The 24,164-nt window shown below is 47.3% G+C and carries 21 protein-coding genes and 1 other RNA gene; 18 read left to right on the top strand and 4 right to left on the bottom strand.

Annotation, left to right across the window (positions count from 1 at the left end; genetic code table 11):
- Window positions 1-24 precede the first annotated feature (24 nt).
- The 6 genes from tpiA (at window position 25) to rnr (ending at window position 7,328) form a co-directional block, all read left to right on the top strand.
- Complete coding sequence (gene tpiA, locus BM415_RS23190) at window positions 25-780, top strand: triose-phosphate isomerase (RefSeq protein ID WP_091161665.1); 756 nt, start codon at window positions 25-27, stop codon at window positions 778-780.
- Window position 781: 1 nt separating this feature from the next.
- Window positions 782-2,326 (top strand): 2,3-bisphosphoglycerate-independent phosphoglycerate mutase, encoded by a 1,545-nt coding sequence (gpmI, locus tag BM415_RS23185; RefSeq protein ID WP_091161664.1) that lies wholly within the window; start codon window positions 782-784, stop codon window positions 2,324-2,326.
- A 191-nt stretch (window positions 2,327-2,517) separates the two neighbouring features.
- Window positions 2,518-3,804, top strand: coding sequence for a phosphopyruvate hydratase (gene eno, locus BM415_RS23180; RefSeq protein WP_091161662.1), 1,287 nt, complete (start codon window positions 2,518-2,520; stop codon window positions 3,802-3,804).
- A gap of 127 nt (window positions 3,805-3,931) precedes the next feature.
- A complete protein-coding gene (locus BM415_RS23175) occupies window positions 3,932-4,111 on the top strand; it encodes a YjfB family protein (RefSeq protein WP_091161661.1) in 180 nt (59 codons plus the stop codon).
- 95 nt (window positions 4,112-4,206) lie between these two features.
- Window positions 4,207-4,437, top strand: a complete 231-nt coding sequence (gene secG, locus BM415_RS23170; protein WP_091161659.1) for a preprotein translocase subunit SecG — start codon at window positions 4,207-4,209, stop codon at window positions 4,435-4,437.
- A 275-nt stretch (window positions 4,438-4,712) separates the two neighbouring features.
- Window positions 4,713-7,328 (top strand): ribonuclease R, encoded by a 2,616-nt coding sequence (rnr, locus tag BM415_RS23165; protein WP_091161658.1) that lies wholly within the window; start codon window positions 4,713-4,715, stop codon window positions 7,326-7,328.
- A 143-nt stretch (window positions 7,329-7,471) separates the two neighbouring features.
- Here the strand turns inward: rnr and BM415_RS23160 are convergent, their stop codons facing one another.
- Together BM415_RS23160 and BM415_RS23155 are read right to left on the bottom strand one after the other, a co-directional pair.
- Window positions 7,472-8,524 (bottom strand): response regulator, encoded by a 1,053-nt coding sequence (locus BM415_RS23160; RefSeq protein WP_091161656.1) that lies wholly within the window; start codon window positions 8,522-8,524, stop codon window positions 7,472-7,474.
- 17 nt (window positions 8,525-8,541) lie between these two features.
- Window positions 8,542-10,362, bottom strand: coding sequence for a cache domain-containing sensor histidine kinase (locus BM415_RS23155; RefSeq protein WP_170862596.1), 1,821 nt, complete (start codon window positions 10,360-10,362; stop codon window positions 8,542-8,544).
- A gap of 139 nt (window positions 10,363-10,501) precedes the next feature.
- Between BM415_RS23155 and BM415_RS23150 the strand changes: the two genes are divergently transcribed.
- The 10 genes from BM415_RS23150 to ssrA all read left to right on the top strand — a co-directional run bounded on the left by BM415_RS23150 (window position 10,502) and on the right by ssrA (window position 20,525).
- Complete coding sequence (locus tag BM415_RS23150; protein ID WP_244533699.1) at window positions 10,502-11,875, top strand: ABC transporter substrate-binding protein; 1,374 nt, start codon at window positions 10,502-10,504, stop codon at window positions 11,873-11,875.
- Window positions 11,876-11,898: 23 nt separating this feature from the next.
- A complete protein-coding gene (locus BM415_RS23145; protein WP_091161653.1) occupies window positions 11,899-12,861 on the top strand; it encodes a carbohydrate ABC transporter permease in 963 nt (320 codons plus the stop codon).
- Window positions 12,862-12,911: 50 nt separating this feature from the next.
- Window positions 12,912-13,742 (top strand): carbohydrate ABC transporter permease, encoded by an 831-nt coding sequence (locus tag BM415_RS23140; protein ID WP_091161651.1) that lies wholly within the window; start codon window positions 12,912-12,914, stop codon window positions 13,740-13,742.
- 18 nt (window positions 13,743-13,760) lie between these two features.
- Window positions 13,761-14,759 carry a sugar phosphate isomerase/epimerase family protein gene (locus BM415_RS23135; protein ID WP_091161650.1) on the top strand — a complete coding sequence of 333 codons (999 nt, stop codon included), beginning with the start codon at window positions 13,761-13,763 and terminating at the stop codon, window positions 14,757-14,759.
- A gap of 58 nt (window positions 14,760-14,817) precedes the next feature.
- Window positions 14,818-15,933, top strand: coding sequence for a Gfo/Idh/MocA family protein (locus BM415_RS23130; RefSeq protein WP_244533697.1), 1,116 nt, complete (start codon window positions 14,818-14,820; stop codon window positions 15,931-15,933).
- A 6-nt stretch (window positions 15,934-15,939) separates the two neighbouring features.
- Window positions 15,940-16,968 (top strand): Gfo/Idh/MocA family protein, encoded by a 1,029-nt coding sequence (locus tag BM415_RS23125; protein ID WP_091161648.1) that lies wholly within the window; start codon window positions 15,940-15,942, stop codon window positions 16,966-16,968.
- A 58-nt stretch (window positions 16,969-17,026) separates the two neighbouring features.
- On the top strand, window positions 17,027-17,827 hold the full coding sequence (locus BM415_RS23120) for a glucosamine-6-phosphate deaminase (protein WP_244533695.1): 801 nt from the start codon (window positions 17,027-17,029) through the stop codon (window positions 17,825-17,827).
- A 277-nt stretch (window positions 17,828-18,104) separates the two neighbouring features.
- Entirely contained in the window at window positions 18,105-19,238 is a 1,134-nt protein-coding gene (locus BM415_RS23115) for an N-acetylglucosamine-6-phosphate deacetylase (protein ID WP_091161647.1), read from the top strand.
- Window positions 19,239-19,373: 135 nt separating this feature from the next.
- Entirely contained in the window at window positions 19,374-19,853 is a 480-nt protein-coding gene (smpB, locus tag BM415_RS23110) for an SsrA-binding protein SmpB (RefSeq protein ID WP_091161645.1), read from the top strand.
- Between the two features lie 310 nt (window positions 19,854-20,163).
- Window positions 20,164-20,525: a transfer-messenger RNA gene (ssrA, locus tag BM415_RS23105) on the top strand.
- Between the two features lie 62 nt (window positions 20,526-20,587).
- On the opposite strand, the gene BM415_RS23100 is transcribed toward ssrA, so the two are convergent.
- Window positions 20,588-20,803 (bottom strand): hypothetical protein, encoded by a 216-nt coding sequence (locus tag BM415_RS23100; protein WP_091161644.1) that lies wholly within the window; start codon window positions 20,801-20,803, stop codon window positions 20,588-20,590.
- Between the two features lie 223 nt (window positions 20,804-21,026).
- Here BM415_RS23100 and BM415_RS23095 point away from each other — a divergent pair, with 223 nt between their 5' ends.
- The gene (locus tag BM415_RS23095) at window positions 21,027-21,983 is read left to right on the top strand and encodes a hypothetical protein (RefSeq protein ID WP_091161642.1); all 957 of its coding nucleotides are present in this window, start codon (window positions 21,027-21,029) and stop codon (window positions 21,981-21,983) included.
- Between the two features lie 513 nt (window positions 21,984-22,496).
- On the opposite strand, the gene BM415_RS23090 is transcribed toward BM415_RS23095, so the two are convergent.
- Window positions 22,497-22,958 carry a hypothetical protein gene (locus BM415_RS23090; RefSeq protein ID WP_091161641.1) on the bottom strand — a complete coding sequence of 154 codons (462 nt, stop codon included), beginning with the start codon at window positions 22,956-22,958 and terminating at the stop codon, window positions 22,497-22,499.
- Between the two features lie 372 nt (window positions 22,959-23,330).
- Here BM415_RS23090 and BM415_RS23085 point away from each other — a divergent pair, with 372 nt between their 5' ends.
- A complete protein-coding gene (locus tag BM415_RS23085; protein ID WP_091161639.1) occupies window positions 23,331-23,798 on the top strand; it encodes a hypothetical protein in 468 nt (155 codons plus the stop codon).
- The last annotated feature ends 366 nt before the right edge of the window (window positions 23,799-24,164 follow it).

Genomic DNA, 24,164 nt, shown 5'->3' with positions numbered 1-24,164 from the left:
TCCCATTTGAGGAGGCGATAAACGGTGAGCAGAACAAAAGTCATCGCAGGTAACTGGAAAATGTTTAAAACTGTACCGGAAGCCACTTCGTTTATCGAAGCGGTAAAAGGCAAAGTCGAAGCAGAAGGCGTGGAGAGCGTGATTTGTGCTCCTTTCACGAACCTGCCGGCTCTGGTAGAAGCAGTTAAAGGCACGAATATCAAAATTGGTGCACAAAACCTTCATTTTGAAGACAATGGCGCATTCACAGGTGAAATCAGCGGTGGGATGCTGAAGGATCTGGGTGTGGATTACGTTGTAATCGGACATTCTGAGCGTCGCCAGTACTTCAATGAAACCGACGAAACCGTGAACAAGAAAGTCCACGCAGCATTCCGTCATGGTCTTACACCGATCGTATGTGTAGGCGAGAAATTGGAAGAGCGTGAAGCAGATCAAACGAAGGATGTTTGCAAAGTGCAAACAGAAGCGGCTTTTGCAGGACTTGCTGCTGACCAAGCAGCTCAAGTCATCGTAGCTTATGAGCCAATCTGGGCGATCGGAACAGGCAAATCTTCAACTGCACAAGATGCGAACGAAGTCATTGCTTACATCCGCAGCATCATTAAAGGTCTGTACAACGAAGATGTAGCGAATGCTGTTGTTATTCAATACGGCGGAAGCGTGAAGCCAGCTAATGTAGCTGAATATCTTGGACAAAGCGATATTGACGGTGCATTGGTAGGCGGAGCAAGCCTGGAGCCTGAATCCTACATCGCGCTCGTTCAGGGGGCGAAGTAAGATGACTGCACCAAAACCTGTAGCTCTGATTATTATGGACGGCTTTGGACTGCGCAACACAGAAGTGGGTAACGCAGTAGCTCAAGCGAAGAAGCCGAATTATGATCGTTACATGGCGAAATATCCGCATACAACACTTACTGCTTGCGGTGAAGCGGTTGGACTGCCGGAAGGACAAATGGGGAACTCGGAAGTAGGTCACTTGAATATTGGCGCAGGCCGTATTGTATATCAGGATCTTACCCGGATCTCCAAGTCAATTCGCGAAGGCGAGTTCTTCGATAACGAAACACTCCTAGGTGCAGTGCGTGCTGCTAAGTCCACGGGTAAAAAGCTTCACCTGTACGGACTATTGTCCGACGGTGGGGTTCACAGCCATATTAATCACCTGTTCGCAATGCTCGATCTTGCCAAAAAAGAAGATATGCACGATGTTTACATCCATGCATTCCTCGATGGGCGCGACGTATCCCCGGACAGCGGTATCAAGTTCCTTGGGGAGCTGAATGCCAAAATTGCTGAAGTCGGCATTGGTAAGATCGCAACTGTTCAAGGACGTTACTACGCGATGGACCGCGACAAACGCTGGGAACGTGTAGAGAAGTCCTACCGTGCAATCGTGTATGGAGACGGACCGGTATATACCGACCCGATGGTGGCGGTCAAAGAATCCTACGAGAAATCCGTATTCGATGAATTCGTTGAACCAACGGTAATCGTTAAGGAAGATGGACAACCTGTTGGACTCGTGGAAAGCGGCGATTCTGTCATATTCCTGAACTTCCGTCCTGACCGTGCAATCCAGCTGTCTCAAGTGTTTACCAACCAGGATTTCCGCGGCTTCGATCGTGGAGATAAATTCCCTGAGGGACTTCATTTTGTATGTCTCACACTCTTTAGTGAAACGGTTGAAGGGTATGTGGCTTACTCGCCGAAGAACCTGGATAATACACTTGGCGAAGTACTTGTACAGAACAACAAGAAACAGCTTCGTATTGCGGAGACGGAGAAATATCCGCACGTTACTTTCTTCTTCAGCGGCGGCCGCGATGTTGAGCTTCCTGGCGAGACTCGCATTCTCATCAATTCGCCGAAGGTGGCAACTTATGACCTGAAGCCTGAGATGAGCGCTTATGAAGTAGCGGATGCTTGTGTGAAGGAGATCGAGGCAGACAAACATGACGCGATCATTCTGAATTTTGCAAACCCGGACATGGTAGGTCACTCCGGTAAGCTTGAGCCAACGATCAAAGCGGTAGAAGCAACCGATGAATGTATGGGCCGTGTGGTAGAGGCTGTTCTTGCAAAAGGCGGCGTTGTACTGATTACAGCAGACCATGGTAATGCGGATATGGTATTTGACGAGAATGGCAAACCGTTCACAGCGCATACAACGAACCCGGTTCCGTTCATCGTGACGTCTGAGAACGTAGAGCTCCGTGATGGCGGAATTCTCGCAGATATCGCTCCAACGATCCTAGATCTGATGGAACTTCCGCAGCCTGCGGAGATGACCGGACATTCTGTTATTTCAGGACGCAAGTAAGCTGTAAAATGAACCGATTTGCAATCCTATGCGCGTATAGGGTTTAATGATAGAAGGTATGCTGGCAAGATAGAATGAACTAAAGAAATGAACAGTTATCTACTGATCTATTCTACAGCAGGACTGATTTAGACTTTAGCTCAATCTATATAGCAAAAAAAGAAACGAAGAATAAAGGAGAGTAATTACTCATGACAATTATTTCTGACGTATACGCACGCGAAGTCCTTGACTCCCGCGGTAATCCTACAGTAGAAGTTGAAGTATATACAGAGTCCGGTGCAATCGGACGCGCAATCGTTCCATCCGGTGCTTCCACTGGTGCACACGAAGCAGTTGAGCTTCGCGATGGTGACAAAGACCGTTACCTTGGTAAAGGTGTTCTGAACGCAGTTAAGAACGTAAACGAAAAAATCGCTCCAGAAATTATCGGTATGGACGCGCTTGATCAGCTTGGTATCGACAAACTGATGATCTCTTTAGATGGTACGCCAAACAAAGGTAAATTCGGTGCGAACGCAATTCTTGCTGTATCTATGGCAGTTGCTCGCGCAGCTGCAGACGCTCTTGATCTTCCACTGTATGTATACCTTGGCGGATTCAACGCGAAACAGCTTCCAGTTCCAATGATGAACATCGTTAACGGCGGTGAGCATGCGGACAACAACGTTGACGTACAAGAGTTCATGATCCTGCCTGTAGGTGCTCCTTCCTTCAAGGAAGCTCTTCGTACAGGTGCTGAAATCTTCCACAGCCTGAAATCCGTTCTGAAAGCAAAAGGACTGAATACAGCTGTTGGTGACGAGGGCGGTTTCGCTCCTAACTTCACTTCCAATGAAGACGCTCTTGGCGCGATCATGGAAGCTATTGAAAAAGCAGGCTACAAACCAGGTGAAGACGTTCTTCTTGGTATGGACGTAGCTTCTACTGAATTCTACAAAGATGGTAAATACACGCTGGCTGGTGAAGGCAAATCCTTTACTTCCGCTGAGTTCGTAGACCTTCTTGCTTCTTGGGTTGATAAATACCCGATCGTTACAATCGAAGATGGCTGCTCCGAGGATGACTGGGAAGGTTGGAAACTCCTTACTGAGAAGCTGGGAGACAAAATCCAACTCGTTGGTGACGACTTGTTCGTTACAAACACGGAGCGTCTGTCTAAAGGTATCGACGAGAAGATCGGTAACTCGATCCTTATCAAAGTTAACCAAATCGGTACACTTACTGAAACATTCGATGCAATCGAAATGGCGAAACGCGCTGGCTACACAGCAGTTATCTCCCACCGTTCCGGTGAATCCGAAGACAGCACTATTGCTGACATCGCGGTTGCAACAAACGCTGGCCAGATCAAAACGGGTGCACCTTCCCGTACGGACCGTATCGCGAAATACAACCAACTTCTTCGCATCGAAGATCAATTGGGTGAACTCGCTCAATACAACGGCCTGACTTCCTTCTACAACTTGAAAAAATAATAAGCGCTAAGCTTATTACAGGAGTCGCCCATCTGGGCGGCTCTTTTTTTGCTTAAACGCAGTGTATGCTGATGATTGCAGTTTAATGTCCATGATGCCGATATAGAGGAGAGAAAGGAGGTGCGTAATGGATATCGCAGCAATGTCTACAGTCATGTCAATGACAGCCGTTAAGCAGGCAGCATCCATTCAGGTGCTGAATATGGCGAAGAGTCAAGCGGAAGTGATGGGTACACAGATGGCACAAATGCTCTCTGAGAGTGCTCCGCATCCGACCTCAGGCCATTCGATTGATGTAAAAGCTTAAGGACTTTCGGATTGTATAAGTGCAGAGCGTATGGTACAATAAAAATATTGTTTACTGCGTGGAGTTACGCACATTTCGTATAGGAGGTGGAAGTTATGGATATCGTTTTGAAATTGCTTCTCGTTATTTTCGCCATCGGTTTAATCGTCGTCGTTCTTCTTCAACAAGGTAAAAGTGCGGGTCTTTCCGGTGCCATCTCCGGCGGTGCGGAACATCTATTTGGCAAAACCAAAGCACGCGGATTGGAACTTGTATTGCAACGGGTTACCGTTGGTCTCGCAGCAGGGTTTATGATCCTTGCGATTCTCGTAGCTGTATTTGAATAATTCAATCTTTGACGCATAGAACCTTCGTTCCTCAGAGGAACGAAGGTTTTCTTTGTAACTAGGGCTATTCGCCTGATTTGAGAGCTTTATCGACGGAAGATCCCTATTTGGATATATACAAAATCCATTCTTGGATTAAATTCGTGTATACTAGGGTAAGATTTTACTAATGATATCAAGGCGTATGTTATGACGGAGAAATAGATCGACCGTCAATAACAATGAATAACAAAGTACATAAAGGCCTACTCTTATGTTTCCTAGAGGTGAACTAAATGATAACTGAACAACAATTACTTGATTTTATGCTGGAAACGGCCTATAAACCGATGACTTATCAAGAGCTGGAGCAGCATTTCGGTATTGAAGATGCCGCTGAATTCAAAGCGTTCTTGAAGCTTCTCAATCAGCTTGAGGATGAGGGAAGGATCGTCCTGACCCGTACGAACCGTTATGGCGTGCCTGGACGCATGCAGATGGTGAAGGGAAGATTGCAGGCTCATGCGAAGGGATTTGCTTTTCTTATCCCCGAGGATCGTGAGCATCCGGATGTCTATATTCATGCAAACGATTTGAAGAGTGCGATGAATGGGGATACGGTGCTGGTTCGTGTAACCTCAAAAGGCCCGGAAGGCGGAAGGCTTGAAGGTGAAGTCATTCGTATCGTCAAGCGTGCCGTAGTACAAGTCGTTGGCGTTTTCCAGAGCCAAGAAGTATACGGATTTGTGATTCCTGATGACAAGCGGATCAACCGCGATATTTTTATCCCGCGTACGAGCTTCAATAACGCGGTAGATGGCCAGAAGGTTGTCGTCAATATTGTAAGCTATCCGGAAGGACGCGCCGCTGCAGAAGGAGAAATCATCGAGATTCTGGGACATAAAGATGACCCGGGTATCGATATTCTGTCTGTTATTCGGAAGCATCAGCTGCCTGAAGCATTCCCGGAGGAAGTAATCGAAGAGGCAGAACAGGCGCCTGACTCCATTACGGAGGATGAAATTATTAAGCAGGGCCGCAGAGATCTGCGCGGACTGAATATTGTGACCATCGACGGTGAAGATGCGAAGGACCTGGATGATGCGGTCAACGTGGAGCGTCTGCCTAACGGTAATTATCGTCTAGGCGTTCATATCGCTGATGTCGGTTACTATGTACGTGAGAATTCCAAGCTAGATCAAGAAGCGTATAACCGGGGCTGCAGTGTGTATTTGGTGGACCGGGTTATCCCGATGCTGCCGCACCGTCTCTCCAACGGCATATGCAGCTTGAATCCCCAAGTGGATCGGCTGACCATGTCCTGTGTGATGGAATTCAATGAACAGATGAAGGTCGTGAACCACGAAGTCTTCACCAGTGTTATCAAAACCAAAGAACGTATGACATATAAGAATGTGTACAAAATTTTGGAGGAAGAAGACCCTGAGCTGATCGAACGGTACAGTGAGCTGGTAGATGACTTCAAGCTGATGAAGGAAATCGCCATGAAGCTGCGTGAGATGCGTATGCGACGGGGCGCGGTGGACTTTGATTTTGAAGAAAGCAAGATTCTCGTGGATGAGGAAGGCAAGCCGGTTGATATCGTCAAGAGAGAGCGCACGGTGGCGGAGCAGATCATTGAGGAATTTATGCTGGCAGCAAATGAAACCGTAGCAGAGCATTTTCACTGGCTGAAGGTGCCGTTCATCTACCGTGTGCATGAGGACCCAGATCAGGAGAAGCTGCAGAACTTCCTGGGCTTCGCTGCAAACTTTGGATTTCACGTTAAGGGGCGCGGGAACTCCATTCATCCAAGAGCGCTTCAATCTCTGCTTGAGGAGATCCAAGGCACGAAGGAACAGACGGTTATCAGCACGATGATGCTTCGTTCCATGAAGCAGGCAAAGTACGATTCGGAGATGTCCGGTCACTTTGGCTTAGCAGCAGAATTCTACAGCCACTTTACGTCACCGATTCGTCGTTATCCGGATCTTGTGATTCACCGTGTCATGCGAGAAGTGTTCGAGAATGGCGGTGCGCTTCCAGAGAATAGACAGGAGTACCTGGCCAGCCGGATGCCTGACATTGCTCAGCAATCCTCGGAGCGGGAACGTGTAGCCGTTGAGGCCGAGCGTGACACAGAGAAGATGAAGAAGGCACAGTACATGCTGGATAAGGTCGGAGAAGAGTTTGACGGCATGATCAGCAGTGTTACCAGCTTCGGTATGTTCATTGAGCTTGAGAATACGGTAGAAGGTCTCATTCGCCTCAGCATGCTGACAGATGACTATTATCATTTTGATGATCAGCATATGATCCTTGTTGGCGAGCGGACCTCGAAAATATTCCGTATCGGAGATGAAGTGAAGATCCGTGTTGCACGGGTGAATATGGATGAATACACCATTGATTTTGAGATGGTAGACATGAAGCCCCGGCAGGAGCGCGGTCCTGGTGCCGGCTTCGGTGGTGCCTCCCGACGTGAAGGCCGTGAGGGCCGCGGAGGCAGAGACAGCCGAGGCGGTAATCAAGGCGGACGGGACAGCAGGGGCAAGGGCGGCGGTGGAAACCGCGGCAAAAATGGCGGCCGAGGCGGACAGCAGGGAGTATCCGGTACAGAATCACGCGGAGGGCAGAGCTTCGGCTTTGGCTCCGGCAAAGGTGGATACAGCTCGACAGGCGGATCAGCTAACGGCTTGGCAGAAGGCGGACGGGATGGACATTCAAGCCAGGGTAAAGGCCGTAAGAAAAAAACATCGAAGAGCGGCGTGTTCATTGGTGAACAAGCAGCTCAGACACCAAGTGGCAGCCCGTCAAAAGGCACAGAGGGCTCTGGCAAGCGCAAGCGTAAAGGGAATGGCAAAAACGGCGGAAACGGCATGGCCGCATTTGTCCGTAAGAAAAAGAAATAGCGTATTTGTATAAGCAACGTCGTTGGATTGCTCTCTAAATTAGGAGAGCCTCCGACGGCTTTTGTATGATTAGGTCAACCAGAGCTTCTGGTTGGCCTATTTCTGTAGGTTCGCATCATGCAAGAGCCATTCCTCTCTGCCGGTTATAAACTGCGGTGATGCTTCATATAATCGGCTGGGGCGACGCCATAATGCCGTTTGAACGTCTTGCTGAAATGGGGGTAATCTATATAGCCTGTTCGTTCGCACGCTTCGGATGCGCTGCAGGCTTGCTGCTCAAGCAGTGATCTGGCTTCCTCCATTCGCAGCTTAATGAGATACTGTACATAGCTCACACCTGTTTCCTCCTTAAACAGCCTGCTGAAATAGGTCACGGACATGCCTGCAATATCAGCAGCCTGCTGTACGGAGAGGTCGCTTGCATGAAGATGCTTCCGCGTATGAGCAATGGCTTTTAAAATCTGATTTCGTGAGCTGAAATTGCGATGTTGCTTAACCTGGTCTAAGAGAAGTGTAACGTAATGAAGAAAAGCGGCTTCGGGTTCGGCAGAATTCGGCTGAATCGCCGCTTCTTTGTTTGAATGAGGATAAGATACATCGATTCCCCGCGTCTTAAGCATCTCGTTGAGGTCTGATTTGATCTGATCGATGACCATGTTCGGCGGTGCAGCAGGCGCATCCCGCAGCAAGCCTTGATCTAGAAGGCGGACTGCCGCTTGATGTGCAGTCGTCTCATCAAGTCTCCATATGCTGCTCTCAAGCTCCCTCAGCAGCTCCAGCTGATGAACGACCCATTGCTTCTGGTGAAGGAGCTGCTGCTTGCGGGATTCGATTTTACGAAGGATCGATTCGAGTGCAGCTATGAATTTGTCGGGGCTTACCGGCTTTACTAGGTAATCTTCCACACCGAGCTGCAGCGCAGTCCGGGCATATTCGAAATCACTGTAACCGGAAATAATCAGGAACACAACATGGGGGTTCGCTGCTCTTGCCTGTTCGATGAACGTAAGTCCATCCATCGCTGGCATGCAGATGTCGGTTACAATAAGATCAGGCTGCTCGGATAACAGCAGGAGTGCTTCCTGTCCATCCTCAGCCTCACCGACAACTTGATAGGGGAGCCCGGAGGACTCCACCTGCTTCGCAAGACTGGCATGAATCATGTACTCATCATCCGCAATAATGACTTTATACATATAGATCCCTCCTCATTTTATGGACGGGCAGGCTGTAGATGGAGTGGAAGCTTAATTTCAATCACGGTACCGGCAGGACCGGAGGAATGAATGCTTAATCCGTAATCACATCCAAAGGACAGCCTAAGCCGATCATGAACACTAGTGAGCCCAATTCCGCTGGATTGAATAAGTGGCTCCCATTCTACTCTGGATTCTTCAGCATCACTGAAGAACTGATTCAGCAGTTCCATTCGCTTCTCTTCCATTCCTTTACCATGATCCATAATTCGCAATATATAATTGCCGTCCGTATCCGCAGTCCCGGTCAGACCGATATAGGTAGGCGGCAGACGATGGTGCTGATAGCCGTGGATAAATGCATTCTCAACGAGCGGCTGCAGTGTCAGCCGCACTAGTGGAATCTGATCCATTACAGACTCCTCAATGCAGATATCGACTGTTAATTTTCGGTATCTCGCCTTTTGGATATCCAAATACGCCTTTAAATGCCCGATCTCCTCCCGAAGCGTAACGATTTGATGCGCATTCTTCAGATTGTAGCGGAACAGATCTGCGAGGGAGGTAGTCATCCGGCTGATCACCATTTGGTTGTCGAGGATGGCATGAGCATTAATCACTTCAAGTGTATTGTACAGAAAATGGGGATTGATCTGAGATTGCATCGCGTGAAGTGCCGATTCCTTCTGCTTCAGGCTCAGCTCGCGCTCTTTGAGCTTGACGGATTGAACCTCGTCGATGAGTCGTTTCAGCTCCCCAACCATATGGGAATAGCTGCGGAACAGCCCGCCAATCTCATCCTTGCGTCCGGTCATACGGGTAATAGGGGGAGTAAAATCACCGGATTGTACACGTCTCATGAAATGCTGGAGCAGCGACAGGGCGCGGCTGATCTGTAAGGAGAATCCCCCCATAACAAGTAGCGTCACCAGCATAATGATGACAAACAAATACACGGTTGTTGATCTTAAATTAAGGAGCTCGAACACGACGGCATTCTTAGGCTGCTCCAGTGCCACAGCCCATTTGGAGAGAGTGGCCTCCTCATATAATAAAATATTTTCGGTGTTGCCTTTGTATTCATGTATTAGGCCGGCGGGCTCTGCTGAGAATTTCTTCGCAAGGGACGCAGGCAAGAGATCGCCAATTCGCTCCTTGTCCGGATGATACAGGATACGGTTATTTTGCATATCGGCAATCCACAGATGAAGGTCCTCCCTGGATACATTGCTGCAAATGCCGGCAATCTGGTCCAGATTCAGATCAACCACGAGCAGTCCCTCGTAGAGATAGCTTTTGCTGCTCGAAATTTTTCGGATTAATGTCAGCACAGGCTCTGAACCGAGGTAGCGGATGCCCGTCATATGGAAATCGTCCATCTGGTCCATGTCTGCTAGCAGCAGCTGATTACGCTGCCTGATGCTCCGCATATCGAGCATTTCTTCAGAGCGGCTGTAGTCGCTGACCTGCATACCGTTCTTGGCAAGAACAGACAGCCCGACAAGATCATCACGTCCATAGAGCATTTGGGCGAATAATCCTTTTTCGATGGCATCAGATAGCTTCAAGTATTCATAAGGGGTCATGCTGGTACGATTGATTAGTGTTTGGATATGCGAATTGGAGAGAAAGGGGTAGGTTGAAGTTTCAAGATTGGATACATATAAATTCAGGTATTCACTGGTCTGAGTAACGATACGTTCGTTGGATGCGATGGCGGACTCTTCAATTGTGCGGGTGGATGCATTGTACCAATAGGAGCCGAGAATGATCACAGGCAGACAGACAAAGATCAGGCTGATTGCAATCAGTTTCTTATTAATAGACAGGCTGGACAAGATATGAACCACCTCTTTTTACGATGAAAATAAGGTGAGTGCAGGAAAAGACAACTAGAGTAGGAATAACCATTCCACCTTTACTTACAATATTTACAATATAGATAGGATTGGAACTAATATAGCGGGGGGCGGTTAAATGGTCAAGCATAAGAAGGTGTCCATACTCGTATGTATGCTGCTTGTGTTCTCTGTATTCGCGGCAGCTTGCAGTGGAGGGGGAACAACGGGAAGCAGTGAGGTAGCTGGAACTGATCCCGAGAACAATGGGGGAGCTGCTCAGGAAGAAGTAGAAATCACTCTCGGATATTACTCCGATGGAAAGAGTGACGCCAAGATGAAGGAGCTGATCGAGAAGTTTACCGCCAAGTTTCCACATATCAAAGTAGATACGCAAAGTGCGCCGTATGGACAGTTCTATCAGAAGCTTGATACACAAATTGCCGCAGGCAAAGCGCCGGATGTTTGGCTCTCAGACGGAGCGCTCGTCATGAAGTATGCGGAGAGAGGCACGCTGAAGGACGTCACGGAGTGGATTGATCGTGATCTGAACAAGGATGACTATTACGGATTGGAATTTAACAAGGATGCAGATGGGCGTTACTGGGGTATTCCGCAAGGCATCCAGATCGGAGTTCTGTATTATAACAAGGACCTATTTGATAAAGCAGGAGTCGAATATCCGACAGAGGCATGGAGCTGGGAAGATCTGAAGACAGCTGCGACGAAGCTCACGGTAGACGGCAGCGGCAAGGTGGCGGCAGAGGAAGGATTCGATACGAATAACGTCAGTCAATTTGGACTTACTTTCTTCAGCATTACAGAAGGCTGGTTTACGGTACTGAAGTCATTTGGCGGCGGCATTCTTGACGAGACGGGTACACAGTCCATTGTGGATTCCGATGGCAATAAGGAAGCGATGAACTGGATCGTGGACGGTATGCAAAAAGGCATCTTCACTGATCCCGTGGATCTGAAGAGCTTCCAGAGTGCCATGGCCGTGTTCCCAAGCGGATCGGCCGCAATGCGGATCGGTATTTACGCCAGGGTGCAGGCTGCGAATGAAGCAGGACTGAATTACGATGTGACCGTGCTGCCGACAGGTCCGGATGGCAAGCGGTTTGCCCCGGTTATAGCAAACTCCTGGGTAATCAGCGCAAAAGCCGATGAAGCCAAAGCAGCTGCAGCGTGGGAATGGATGAAGTTCTGGGCTACCGAGGATGAGGTGCAGAAGGAATGGGCAGCGCTGGGTGAAGCCGTTCCGGTCAAGAAGTCAGTGGCCAACTCCGACGTATTCCTTATGGCAGGGGAGAAGCCTGCGAATCGTCAGGCGTTCCTCGACAGCTTTGAATTTGCCGGGACACTGGATACCAATGCCGTATGGGAAGAGTGGGTATCCAAATTCAATGAGAATGCAGAGCGCGCCTTCCTTGGTGATGCTACGGTGGATGATTCACTAACGAAGGCAAATGGAGAAATCCAGGATGTGCTGGATGCATTTTATGAGAAATAACGAAGCCAAAGGAGCTGCCGCGGATGACACTAAGCAAACCGACTAGGGCCGTGCCCAAGAGAGGGCAGAAGCTCAAGTCCGCGGGCCGCAGCCGATACTTGCGATCTGAAGGAAGGTGGGGACTCCTGATGGTGTCCCCGTATCTTATTCACTTTATCGTGTTCGTCGCCGGCCCGCTACTTGTCTCCCTGTATTTCAGCTTTTCCGATTATGACATGCTGACCCCGCCGCAGTGGATCGGAACAGAGAACTATAACAAGCTGTTTAACGAGCCGCTGTTCTGGAAGTCACTGTGGAACACGATCTATTTTGCCATTCTGTTTGTGCCGCTCCAGACGATTCTCGCTCTGGTCCTGGCTGTGATGCTGAATCAGAAGCTGAAGGGACTCAAGTGGTTTCGGATGGCGCATTTTATACCGGTGATCTCCTCGTGGACCGTTATTCTGTACGTAGCGGATGCGATATTCAATCCCCGGTTCGGGTTCGCGAACTCCCTGCTGGTCAAGTGGGGATTGGAGCCGCAGCAATGGCTGAACAGTGAAAACTGGGTTATTCCCCTGCTTGTGATCATTGCCGTCTGGAAAGGCATTGGGTACATCATGGTGTTGTTCTTGGCGGGTCTGCAAAATGTCCCGAATGAGCTGTACGAGGCAGCGGAGATGGATGGTGCAGGTACGCTTCGCAAGTTCCGGAGCATCACCGTACCGCTCATCTCGCCGACTACATTTCTCGTCATCATTCTCAGCACGATTTCTACGTTTCAGGCGTTTGAGCAGATTTATGTCATGACAGGCGGGGGAGATATTGCTGCTGCAGGAGGTCCGCGCGATTCCAGTCTCGTTCTTATGCTGTATCTGTACCGTGAAGGGTTCTCGTTCCTCCACATGGGCTATGCATCGGCCATTGCCTGGGTGCTGTTCGTGATCTTGTTCAGCCTAACTCTCGTGCAGATGAAGCTGCAAAATCGGTGGGTGCATTACAACTAGAAGGTCTCATTAATGAGAAGAAGTGTCTTCCTAAGGAAGGAGGTCAATCCATGCAATCCTCTCGTAAAAAGTCGGGTAAAATCCTGGCTTATATCGCCATCATTCTCAGCTCGCTCATTATGCTGGTCCCTTTTGCCAAAGCGATTCTGAATTCATTAAAAACGTATGCGGAATACACCGCTGTACCGCCGACCTGGTTCCCTAAAGATTTTCAGTGGTCCAACTATGCGGAGGTCTTGAAGCTCGGTGATTTCGGCACACAGACGATGAACAGCTTCATTGTTGCGATTCTGTCTGTCGTCGGCACACTGCTGTCCTGTTCTCTGGTCGGGTATGCCTTTGCCAGGCTCCGTTTCCCCTTTAAAAATATCCTGTTCATGTTCGTACTCGGTACGATGATGATCCCTCCGGTCGTCATCATCATTCCGCATTTCATTATCTTTAACTCGTTGAACATGCTGGACACCCTCACACCATTGTGGGTGATTGAGTGGCTGGCTCAGCCGTTCGGCATCTTCCTGATGCGGCAGGCTTTTCTCAGTATACCGGCAGATTATGAGGAGTCAGCCAAGATGGAAGGAGCCAATCCGCTGCGAATCTACTGGCGCATCTATATGCCGCTCAGTCTGCCGTCTCTCGCCACCCTTTCTATTTTTACGTTCATGACCAAATGGAATGAGATCTTGGCACCGTCGATCTACTTGAGCTCCAGTGAGAAGTTTACCCTTCCGATCGGCATCCTGGGTCTGAAGGGTCAATGGGTTGGCAATGAGCAGCTGATGGTGGCTGCGGCACTGATGAGTTTGCTCCCGATTCTGATCGTATTCTTGTTTGCGGAGAAGTACTTTGTGCAGAACCATACGGCATCAGGTATTAAGTGATAAGGAGGGAGAGTAAGGATGGATCATAATGAGGCAAGCCGAGATGGTCGGGACAAGACAACGTTATCTAATCATTGGCTATCACCGCAGGCTCATTGGCAGTCACGTACTGACGGGCAGGAGGATGGGTTGGAGCCTCACGATCGTTTATTTCCCATCGCGGCTTTCAGTGGGTCCCTGATCGAGTACAGCCTTCCGGAAGCAATGAGGATTACGGCTGAGCTTGGTTTTGATGGTATTGAGATTGCCTGCCGCGCTCCTCATCTTCCGCTTGATATATCGCTTAAGGAAGTGGGGGCGTTGAGAGAGCGGGCACAGGATCTGGATCTTGCCATTCCGGCATTAGCGGGATATGTCGGGTACTTTTCCAACTTAACTGAGGAGGAGTGTAAGGCCGCCTTAGAAGATGTTCGACAGCTCATTCAGATCGCAAGTGTAATGGGTGTCCCATATGTACGTGTGTTCCCGGGTGGACCGAATGCGTTTAAGGCAGGCGATCATCATTATGAACAGGCAGCCCGGCATTTGCGAGCCTGCGTAGAAGAGGCGTCCGAATCGGATGTTCAGATCCTTATTGAGATTCATAACCAGACGCTGACAGAGGACGCCGCAAGTGCTATGAAGCTGCTGGAATCAACAGGTGATGACAGGCTGGGATTCATCCATGATGCGGGCAATATGTACATCTCCGATGTCCACTATGGGGCTGAGTCTGTTCAGGAGCTGGGGGCTGCTCTCCGCCATGTTCATGTAAAGGATGAGAAGAGAATCGACAGTGCAGGCGAAGAGGGATCGTTCATGAATTTGACACGTCATGGCAATGAGGCATTTATGCAGTGCCGGCTGGGAGAAGGTGAGGTAGATCATGCTCCACTGCTGGCCGCTCTCTATAAGAGCGGATATAGCGGGTGGATTACGCTGGAATGTGCAGCTCCTTATCCTGCAGTCGAACGACTCGCTTATGATTTGAAGGAGATTCAAAGATTGATGGCAGAGGTGAAAGGTAAGTGCAATTGAAGGTAGAGAATGAAGATGAGATGTGGAGTCATTCAAGTAGAGTTAGGAGTATTTGAGCATGACATTTTGCGAAAATCTCTTCATGGAAGGAGCGGGATTGATGTCATCCTTAAGGGGCTTGCGTGGATCGGGAAGGACAGAGAAGTTTGCGGTGATTGGCTGTCAGCATCCGCATATCTCGATTTTTATTGAGGAGATGCTGGAGCTGGGTTATGCGTGTGCGGGCATATTTGAACCAGGCGATCTGGCGCTGGCAGCTCAACTGGCAGAGAGGTACCAGCTGGAGCTTGCAGGCAGCAGCAAGGAACTCCTTGAAGAGGAGCAGGTTCAGATGATTGGGAGCTCTGCCGTCAACAACCAGAAGCTCCAGATCGCACTGGATTGCGAAAAATACGGCAAGCACTTGATGCTGGATAAGCCAGCAGTTGTTAACTCGAATGGGTATAGCGAGCTTGAGGAGCTAATTAATAGAGGGAATATTCAAATTGGGATGCTGTTAACAGAGCGTTATCGACCTGCGTTATATACGCTGCGCGAATTCGTACTGGATGGCGAGCTGGGAGAGTTGATTAGTATCACGATGCGGAAGCCGCATCGGCTTCGGCCGGAGACCCGTCCAGCCTGGCATTTCAACAAGCAGGAGTCGGGAGGCATTATTGTCGACTTGCTGGTGCATGACTTTGATCTGCTGCGCTGGCTGACCGGACAAGAGATTCAAAGCGTTCAGGCAACGATGGGAAAAAGAATACTGCCACAATATCCAGATTTCTACGATACAGCAGCGGTCCAAACCGTGCTGGATGGCGGGGTAAGCGCTCAGCTGTATGCGGATTGGCATGCTCCGGAGAAATGCTGGACTTGGGGAGATGGGCGGATCTTCGTGACAGGCACCTTGGGCAGCGCCGAAATTCGGCTGGCAGGTGATCCTGCAGCGAAGTTGGATGGTGAAGGGGAGCTATTACTCGTGATGACGCATGAGGAGCCTTTGCGGCAAGTACCACTGCGTACGCCTTCGGTTCGCATCGTGGAGGATTTTTTAAACCGGATTAAGGGGAAGCCGCATGAATTTACGCATCAGGATCTCTTGGCGGCTACAGGAGCAACACTGCTGGCAGATGAGCAGGCAGAGCGGGTCCTTGTTTACTCAGGGAAAGAACATATAAGGAAAGGGTGAGCGGTTATGTCAGCAGGAATGAGGCCTGTGAGATATGGGATTGTGGGCTGTGGAATTATTGCAGAGGTGCATGCCAGTGAAATCGCAAAGCTACCGGAGGCAGAGCTTGTCGCGATATGTGATGTGAATCCGGATCAGGCCGCGCGATTCGCTGCACAATATGGAGCGGCGGCATACTCGGATCTGGATGAGATATTGGCCAGGCAGGATATTGAAGTGGTATCCATCTGCACACCAAGCGGGCTGCATGAGGAGCAGGTCGTTCGAGCGGCTAGAGCGGGCAAGCACATCCTCGTCGAGAAGCCGATGGCGATCCAGATGGAAGGCGTAGAGCGCATGATTAAAGCCTGTGAGAAGGCGGGTGTTCTGCTTGCCACCGTATTTCCCCGCCGTATGTCTCCGCAAGCGCAATATGCGAAACAGCTCATTGCTTCCGGTGCTCTTGGCAAGCTCAGTCTCTGTTCCGCCTACGTGAAGATCTATCGGAGCCAGGCTTATTATGACAGTGCCGGATGGCGTGGAACGTGGGCAATGGACGGAGGAGGAGCCATGATGAATCAGGGCATACATACCGTGGATATGCTCCAGTGGCTGGCGGGTCCAGTTGCTTCCATCGAGGGCAGAGCGAGAAACGTGCTGCGTGATATCGAGGTGGAGGACACCGTAACCTCCCTGCTCCAATATGAGAGCGGTGCGATGGGTGTGCTGGAGATTACGACCACCGCCTATAAAGGCAAGGGGCAGCGGCTTGAGCTGTATGGTGAGAAAGGAACACTGATTATAGAAGAGGATGATATCGTGATGCTTGAACTGGATGGAGCGGAGAGCAAGCTGCCGGAGTTCGCCCCTTTTGCCGTCATTCCGGATGGGCATCGGGAGCAAATTCGAGATTTGGCATATGCGGTACGTGAAGGTCGTGCGCCCGTTGTTCCAGGAACAGAGGGAAGGCACTCGTTGGAGATTATTCTGGGAACCTATGCTTCCTCGCGTCTGAAGCAGGAGATTAAGCTCAAGGAACATTTTTCGTTGGTGTAGGGGCATCAGCGAATTTGGATCAGGATTATGCTCTTTGAAGAGGAAGGTGGGGACGAAGGTGAGTGAGCTCATGATTACACCGATATTCCAAACGCATGCAGATCAGCTGCAGGTTCGTGTATTTGCAACACGTGAAGAGATGGGTAAGGCGGCTGCCGCAGAGGCAGTTCGCTCTTTACAGCAGCGGCTTCGCATACAGGAACGAGTAAGAGTTATTTTTGCCGCAGCTCCTTCACAAAATGAATTTTTGCATGCGCTTATGGAAGCAGCCGATGTGGAGTGGGATAGAGTAGAGGCTTTTCATATGGATGAGTATATCGGGTTGTCCCGTACGGCAGACCAAAGCTTTGCCAGGTTTGTAGAGGAGCGTGTTATACGTCTAGCAGAGCCTGGGCTAAATGCATGGCACCCACTAAACGGGACGGCAGAACCGGCAGAGGAGTGCCGCAGATATGAAGTGCTCTTGAGGGAGAGACCGATTGACTTTGTATTCATGGGGATTGGTGAGAATGGTCATATTGCCTTTAACGATCCCCCGGTGGCTGATTTTGCAGATAAAGCTTGGGTGAGGCCGGTGGAGCTCGATGAGGCGTGCAGACAGCAGCAGGTGAATGATGGATGTTTTCCGAGCTTCGAGGAAGTACCTACCCATGCGCTTACATTGACGGTGCCCGCACTCATGTCCGGAACAGAGCTGTTCTGCATGGTGCCGGGACCGACAAAGAAGCAGGCGGTATACTGCACTGTGAACGGTAAGATTAGCGAGGCTTGCCCGGCCAGCATTTTGCGTACGCACCAGAGGTGTACTTTGTATGTGGATGTGGAAGCTTGGGGAGAAGTGGCGAGTGAGCATGGCTAGAATAAATGTGTTCGTTCAAGCATCCACATAAACCTTTACTGCTAGGCTCAAACAACTGTTTTTCTGACACAAGCGCCGTACAGATACACAATACAGACTTCAAAGAAGCATACCAAAGCCACGGAAGCTGCTACAGTAAGCATTCATGCATATAACCCAATTAAACACAAACCTCAGTATGCCATTCCCTTAGCTTATTTCGTTAACTGCTTTAAGTATCTTACTGATACCCAGCGTCGTTAAGACGCTTTTTTATATGAGAAGGAGGCCTTTACAGATGGATAACGGACGTTATGTGGAAGCTGTGCATTATGCCACGGGGAATCGAATTGAAGTGGAGATGACCGATGACTGTTTCGCGGAGATAGCTGACGTGGCGGGTGGAACGGTCTATTTCGCTCCAGGCCTAGTGGACTTGCAGGTTAATGGGTATATGGGGATTGATTTTAACAGCCCGGCGCTTACTGTAGAGCAGGTTCATCAAGTAACTCGACTGTTACAAGCCGTTGGTGTCGTAAAATATTGCCCAACCGTAATTACAAACAGCGAAGAAGCGATGAGCCAGTCTATTAGAACGATTGCTGCCGCTTGTATATTGGATGAGGTGACGCAGAATAGCGTTGCAGGCATTCATTTGGAAGGACCTTTTATTTCGCGAGAGGATGGACCGAGAGGTGCGCATCCTGCAGAATTCGTTACCCCGCCTGATATTGGTTTATTGCAGCGCCTGCAGAGAGCAGGGAATGGATTAATTCGGATCGTAACAATGTCGCCTGAGTGGGATTGCAGTGATGCTTTTATAGAACAGTGTGTGCAAGAAGGAATCATTGTATCCATAGGTCATACAGCGGCGAGCAGTGAGCAGATTGTGGATGCGGTGAGATGTGGGGCTGCTATGTCTACTCACCTTGGCAACGGTGCCCATCTCATGCTTCCTAGACACCCTAACTACCTGTGGGATCAGCTGGCAGCAGATTCGCTTCATACCTGCTTTATTGCCGATGGGTTTCATTTGCCGGATGCTGTTCAGAAGGTCATTATGCGCGTGAAAAAGGAAAAGGCCATACTCGTCAGCGATGCAGCGCATTTGGCGGGTTTACCGGCAGGAGATTATAAGACACATATCGGTGGAAGAGTAACGCTGACGGAATCGGGAAAGCTTCATTTAACCGATCAGCCTGAGCTGCTTGCCGGGTCTGCTCAAATGCTGATTCAAGGGATCAGCCAACTGGTTCGCAAGAGATTGTGCGCAATGGAGGAAGCCTGGAATATGGGATCTATTCATCCTTGGAGACTACTGAATATATACAGTGAGGCTCAGCCGGAGCTTGGGCCGAGTGTTCTTTTTACAATACGAGATGGAGAATTCCAATTGCTTCAAACCGTCGGCAGCGGGGTACAACGCATATAGGGGTTTGTTACCTTGATTTCTCATCACAGTATTTGATACAATGAAGTCCGGAAATGATTATTATTTCCCAATGTCTTATAGACGAAGTAACCGTCAGTGCTTGCTACATTACGATAACGAAGAGGTGAAGAGAACATGGCGAAGAAGAATGACGGCAAGGTATTAGCGCAGAATAAGAAGGCTTCCCATGACTATTTCATCGAGGATACGTATGAAGCAGGAATGGTGCTGACCGGGACTGAGATCAAGTCTCTGCGGAATGGACGTGCGAATATTGGAGATGCGTTTGCGACGATTCGGAACGGCGAGATCCATATTCATAACATGCATATCAGTCCATTTGAGCAAGGGAACCGCAATAATCCGGAAGATCCTACGCGTACGCGTAAGCTGCTCTTGCACAAGGCGCAGATTAACAAGCTGCTGGGTCTGTCGAAGCAGGAGGGGTACTCCATCGTACCGCTCAAGATTTATGTCCGCAATGGATATGCGAAGCTGCTGCTCGGACTGGGTAAGGGTAAGAAGCAGTACGACAAGCGTGACACAGCTGCGAAGCGGGATGCACAGCGTGATATCCAGCGTGCACTGCGCGAGAAGCAGAAGATTGCTAGGTAACTTAATTTAGCCTAGCTTCTATCGAGTTGAATGAAATGCATGGGTCTGAGTCAGCTCTGAAGTAGCTGATAAGGATAGGTTAGGTATGACGCGCTTTCCAACTCTCTCCTTGTTTACCTGCAAGTTATAGGTTAGAGTAAGTCGCATTATATATACTTTTGTGATATACTAAGGAAGTACGAGAGAGAACAAGTGCTCTGGTACAACCAATTGCTTCTAGTTCATCCTTTCACCATGGAGGGGAAGGATGCGGAATAGATCTACTGGTGCTCTAATTGAACCGATCTATCCAGGAGGCCCTTTATAACAAGGGGGCGTTTTTGGATTCGACGGGGATAGTTCGAGCATGAGTAGCGGGTAGTGGGGACGCGTCCGCTTCATCAACGCTAAAGCCTATTAAACGGCAAACAACAAAACAACTACGCTTTCGCAGCTTAATAACCTGTGTGCGTGCTCTCGCTCTGTATCGCCCATGTACCGGGATGAGGGCCCAACTTTAGTGGGATACGCTGTCTAGTCTCCGCCTGCGGCTAGCTGAAGAAGACAAACAGGCTGACCCAACGTAGAGCCGGTTACGGGGCGCTACTCGGGTGACATCAAAACTGTGACTACACCCGTAGAAGCTTATGTGGCGTTATCTTCGGACAGGGGTTCGACTCCCCTCGCCTCCAAGATGGTACTTAATGAAAAGTATCATGTTGAAGGCGTTTAGGAAACTCCATGAAGGAAAAGAATCAGACAGTGAGCATTTGAACGACGCTCCACTTGTCTGATTCTTTTTTTATTGTAATCTGACGGAACATGGACTGAACGAGCAACTTTTGCGTTTCAGGTTCGATCAGGGCCCAATTCTCTTTTAAGTTGACCATCATATCCTTTATCTCTTCTGTGGTTAGCTCATTAATATAATAGTCTTCTTTCTCTTCGTATTGGGCAGTGATTAGTTTCATTCTGGCTTCCTCTTCGTCAATTATTGGGCTTGAGGGTTTATTTTATTAAGCAATATGTAAATATGAAACTGATGCTTAAGTATTGAAATGAATGTTAGATAAATAAAAAGATAGACAATTAATACGAATATCCATTAATATGAAAAGGTCTTTTCTTTTGCCAATAATAAGTAATAATATTAGAAAAGACTTACATCTTAGAAATTACACAGAGGGAGTAAGAATGAAAAAAGTAGCAAAAATTGGTCTCACGATGAGTCTTCTAATGGGGATTATTGGTGGAACAGCTAGTGCAAGTGAGCTTACTAACGAGCAAAAAGTTATAGAAACTGTAAATAAGGCGTATACTGCTGCTCAAAATCTAGATGCAACAACATTTGCAGAGTTGACTACAGACATTAAATGGGGGTCTGAAGAGGAACAATTAAAAGTTGTTACTTCTTCATATGAGATTCTTAAAAATAGTATTGCAAATGAAAGTGCAGAAAACGCAGATCTGCTAATTTCCTTTAATGTGGGAAATGTAACTGAAGTAAATGAAAATGAATATTCAGTAGAACTTTCTCTAACTTTCTCAAATTCCGGAAAACTGCCAACGTACAATGTACCTGTTAAAGTAATAAATGGTGAATGGACAGTGGTTCTTGAAAATATTATCTTGCTTGATAAGGATAACCCTGAAGCAAGGGAGATTTTAGAACAAACTAGTACAAGCTTTGAAAGAACTAGCCCTCTAGAATTATTGGGAGATAATAGTCAGGTCGAAGTATATAAAAACAACAAACCATCTTTTAATCATTCAGATGTATCGGTACCAACTTCAAGAGCTGCAATAAGTTACTACGCATCAACACTTGAAGGATTAGAAGCAAAAAATTCTTCGAATATATTTACACGTACCTACAGTTCAAACGCAATCTCAATCAAAGGATGGCAAGAACCAGATCACAATACTAAACAAGCTCACATGATGTATTCGATATGGAAACATGGAGTAGTTGGTGAGATTAATCCGCAATCTAAAATTAGTTATTGGGGTACTAAAAAACAATCAATTCCGGAACAATGGTTTTACCATACATTTACAAGTAGCGAAGTGCCAACTGGAATTCCGCTCTACTTGAATATGAAAAATCTTATTAGCCAAGGTACAACAGTTGCCGGTAATCTATATAACTAAAATCTAATTACCAACTTGCCCCGGTTCTTTCAGAGCTGGGGTGTTCTATATCTTTAGAAAAGAAAAATTATACATTGGATAAGAACTAATGTTCGTAATATAATAAGTCCTGAGGTGATCAGGATGAAAGGGAACAAGCTTACACCAGAAAGTAATATGTTCTGGGAACTCAGAGCTGATATCGAGGATTACGATTAATTACATAACTGATAGAAAAGAGCGACGTGAAGACGCTTTCTTTATTTTCATTTTGTTAAGCTAACGGGCAGGTTATGTTAGTTTAATTAGAGCAACATTCTGTTCATCAACTTTGGGAAAACAAAAACAACCTAATTACGAGCTGTTTGCATTTGATAAATATAATCTTGTCATTCGTGTTATCCTTTGGGTTAACTTCAATGATCGAAACTCCGCTTCTGGTAAAGAAACCCCGCCAGCAACGGACACAACTCAATGTTCGTTAATGTAGGAGACATTGATAATTGAGTTCATTTTGGAGACGAGTGTTTTTTGTTAAATAGACATTTCCATTGCTTCAAGCACTTTTTTAGCAAGAAGATGCTCGTCAGTTGCTTCTTCCTGAGTTATCTCAAATGTTTCAGTAGGCACAAAAACGCTAGGCTTTAAAGTTTTGTGAGCACTTATCGAATATTTAAAAGTACTAGACAAAATCGTTACAATGTTCTTATCTTTGGTAGCTGCTCTGTAACTCTTTACTTTTAAATACTGTTCAATTCCTAGACGTTTAGGAAACTCATTGAGAAAATACTGGTTGGAATTATTAAAATTTTCTAACAATGAATATTGTAACCTTTCAATAGAAGGATTGCGCTCTAATTCTGAAACTGGTCCTTCATCTCCAAATCCTAGTAACCCTCCGTCTACCTTAATTACCGGATGATGAGGACAAATTAAGATACACTCCTCATTAAAATATATAATTATTAGTTTACCGTAATCATTTAAGTCAGGCACAAAACCATTCCTTTATAATTGTATTTCACTAGGAATGTTATAAGGAAAATGTGGCTTTTACAAGTAAATTTTTGGCTTCATCCAACCATTAAGCCTATTCAGCAGCCATTTTAACTGGTGGGACAGTTAGTGTAAGTTCACATATTTTGATCCTGTCGGTTATACTCCTTTATAAATCTACTTTTGTCCTGGAGCAAGAACAGGATCCGATTGCCGATTAGATATATGTATAATCGGACTCTGCCCGCTAAATCATTAAGTTAACGGGCAGGTTAACGTAACGAATTAGTGCGAAACTTTATCTCTCTGAATAATAAGTATTGCTCGGGTAACCTTAATAAACACATTGGTTTTTATTAAGGAGGAACAAAATTGTTTAATTGCGTGGTAATCGTATTAATGGTGATGATAAACGCATTAGGGCATAATGAATGGGTGAACTTTGATCAAACACAAGAGAAAGTAATCAAGTCATATGAAAATCGGACTGGGTTAAAAATTACTCTTCCTACGTTTATTCCTTACAGTATAAAAAAAACTGAAACAAATGATATCAGTAAAGAGCAAATTGAAATTCGATATTATGGTGTTGAGACAGGAGATCAAATATTATTAAGCATAAGCAAAGAGAATAAGAAATTCGATCGTATTAATCATTATGATGGAGCTCCCTATGCTAAGAAAATATTTTTAAAAGGAAATGTTCCCGCTGTTATGTTAACTAGAGATTATAAAAGCTTAACTTTTGTTGACTCAGGAATACAGTATATAATTACAGATTTTACAGGAAGGCCCCTTAATGATCAGGAAATCGAGAGGGTAGCAAATTCAATGTTGTAATCTAAATTTATTATTAAACTCCCTCAATATAATTCGTTTTCCTCACTCAAGCTCATGAATTCGTAGGATTTCATCCCTTGTTTAATTCGAAGAAAGAGATGTTTGAGGAGCTGGTAGTCAGTTAAAGGAGAATTGGGCATGCAGAAATAAAGGGTGAGCATTAATCACCCAAATTATTCCATATTTGCACGTCTCCACTTCGCCTTAGTGATTCTCACTCCCATGTCTCAACGGGTCCAAGCCCTATCATTCCTTCGTCACATCTTAACCAAGGGGTGGAGGTCGGTCTTTCTAACGGAACGGGTCCGAGCCCTTTTGTTTAACGTCTCCCGATACTCCGTGCTTCTTGAAATCCTACGAATGCAT

Source organism: Paenibacillus sp. 453mf (assembly GCF_900116105.1).
GTDB classification, from domain to species: domain Bacteria; phylum Bacillota; class Bacilli; order Paenibacillales; family Paenibacillaceae; genus Paenibacillus; species Paenibacillus provencensis.
The sequence above is the reverse complement of the archived record's forward strand: the minus strand, read 5'-3'. Positions and strand labels throughout refer to the sequence as shown.

Excerpts from the sequence above, each read along its gene's own strand:
- gpmI (WP_091161664.1), top strand. The coding sequence starts at position 782 with ATGACTGCACCAAAACCTGTAGCTCTGATTATTATGGACGGCTTTGGA.
- eno (WP_091161662.1), top strand. The coding sequence starts at position 2,518 with ATGACAATTATTTCTGACGTATACGCACGCGAAGTCCTTGACTCCCGC.
- BM415_RS23175 (WP_091161661.1), top strand. The coding sequence starts at position 3,932 with ATGGATATCGCAGCAATGTCTACAGTCATGTCAATGACAGCCGTTAAG.
- secG (WP_091161659.1), top strand. The coding sequence starts at position 4,207 with ATGGATATCGTTTTGAAATTGCTTCTCGTTATTTTCGCCATCGGTTTA.
- rnr (WP_091161658.1), top strand. The coding sequence starts at position 4,713 with ATGATAACTGAACAACAATTACTTGATTTTATGCTGGAAACGGCCTAT.
- BM415_RS23160 (WP_091161656.1), bottom strand. The coding sequence starts at position 8,524 with ATGTATAAAGTCATTATTGCGGATGATGAGTACATGATTCATGCCAGT.
- BM415_RS23150 (WP_244533699.1), top strand. The coding sequence starts at position 10,502 with ATGGTCAAGCATAAGAAGGTGTCCATACTCGTATGTATGCTGCTTGTG.
- BM415_RS23145 (WP_091161653.1), top strand. The coding sequence starts at position 11,899 with ATGACACTAAGCAAACCGACTAGGGCCGTGCCCAAGAGAGGGCAGAAG.
- BM415_RS23140 (WP_091161651.1), top strand. The coding sequence starts at position 12,912 with ATGCAATCCTCTCGTAAAAAGTCGGGTAAAATCCTGGCTTATATCGCC.
- BM415_RS23135 (WP_091161650.1), top strand. The coding sequence starts at position 13,761 with ATGGATCATAATGAGGCAAGCCGAGATGGTCGGGACAAGACAACGTTA.
- BM415_RS23130 (WP_244533697.1), top strand. The coding sequence starts at position 14,818 with ATGACATTTTGCGAAAATCTCTTCATGGAAGGAGCGGGATTGATGTCA.
- BM415_RS23125 (WP_091161648.1), top strand. The coding sequence starts at position 15,940 with ATGTCAGCAGGAATGAGGCCTGTGAGATATGGGATTGTGGGCTGTGGA.
- BM415_RS23115 (WP_091161647.1), top strand. The coding sequence starts at position 18,105 with ATGGATAACGGACGTTATGTGGAAGCTGTGCATTATGCCACGGGGAAT.
- smpB (WP_091161645.1), top strand. The coding sequence starts at position 19,374 with ATGGCGAAGAAGAATGACGGCAAGGTATTAGCGCAGAATAAGAAGGCT.
- BM415_RS23100 (WP_091161644.1), bottom strand. The coding sequence starts at position 20,803 with ATGAAACTAATCACTGCCCAATACGAAGAGAAAGAAGACTATTATATT.
- BM415_RS23095 (WP_091161642.1), top strand. The coding sequence starts at position 21,027 with ATGAAAAAAGTAGCAAAAATTGGTCTCACGATGAGTCTTCTAATGGGG.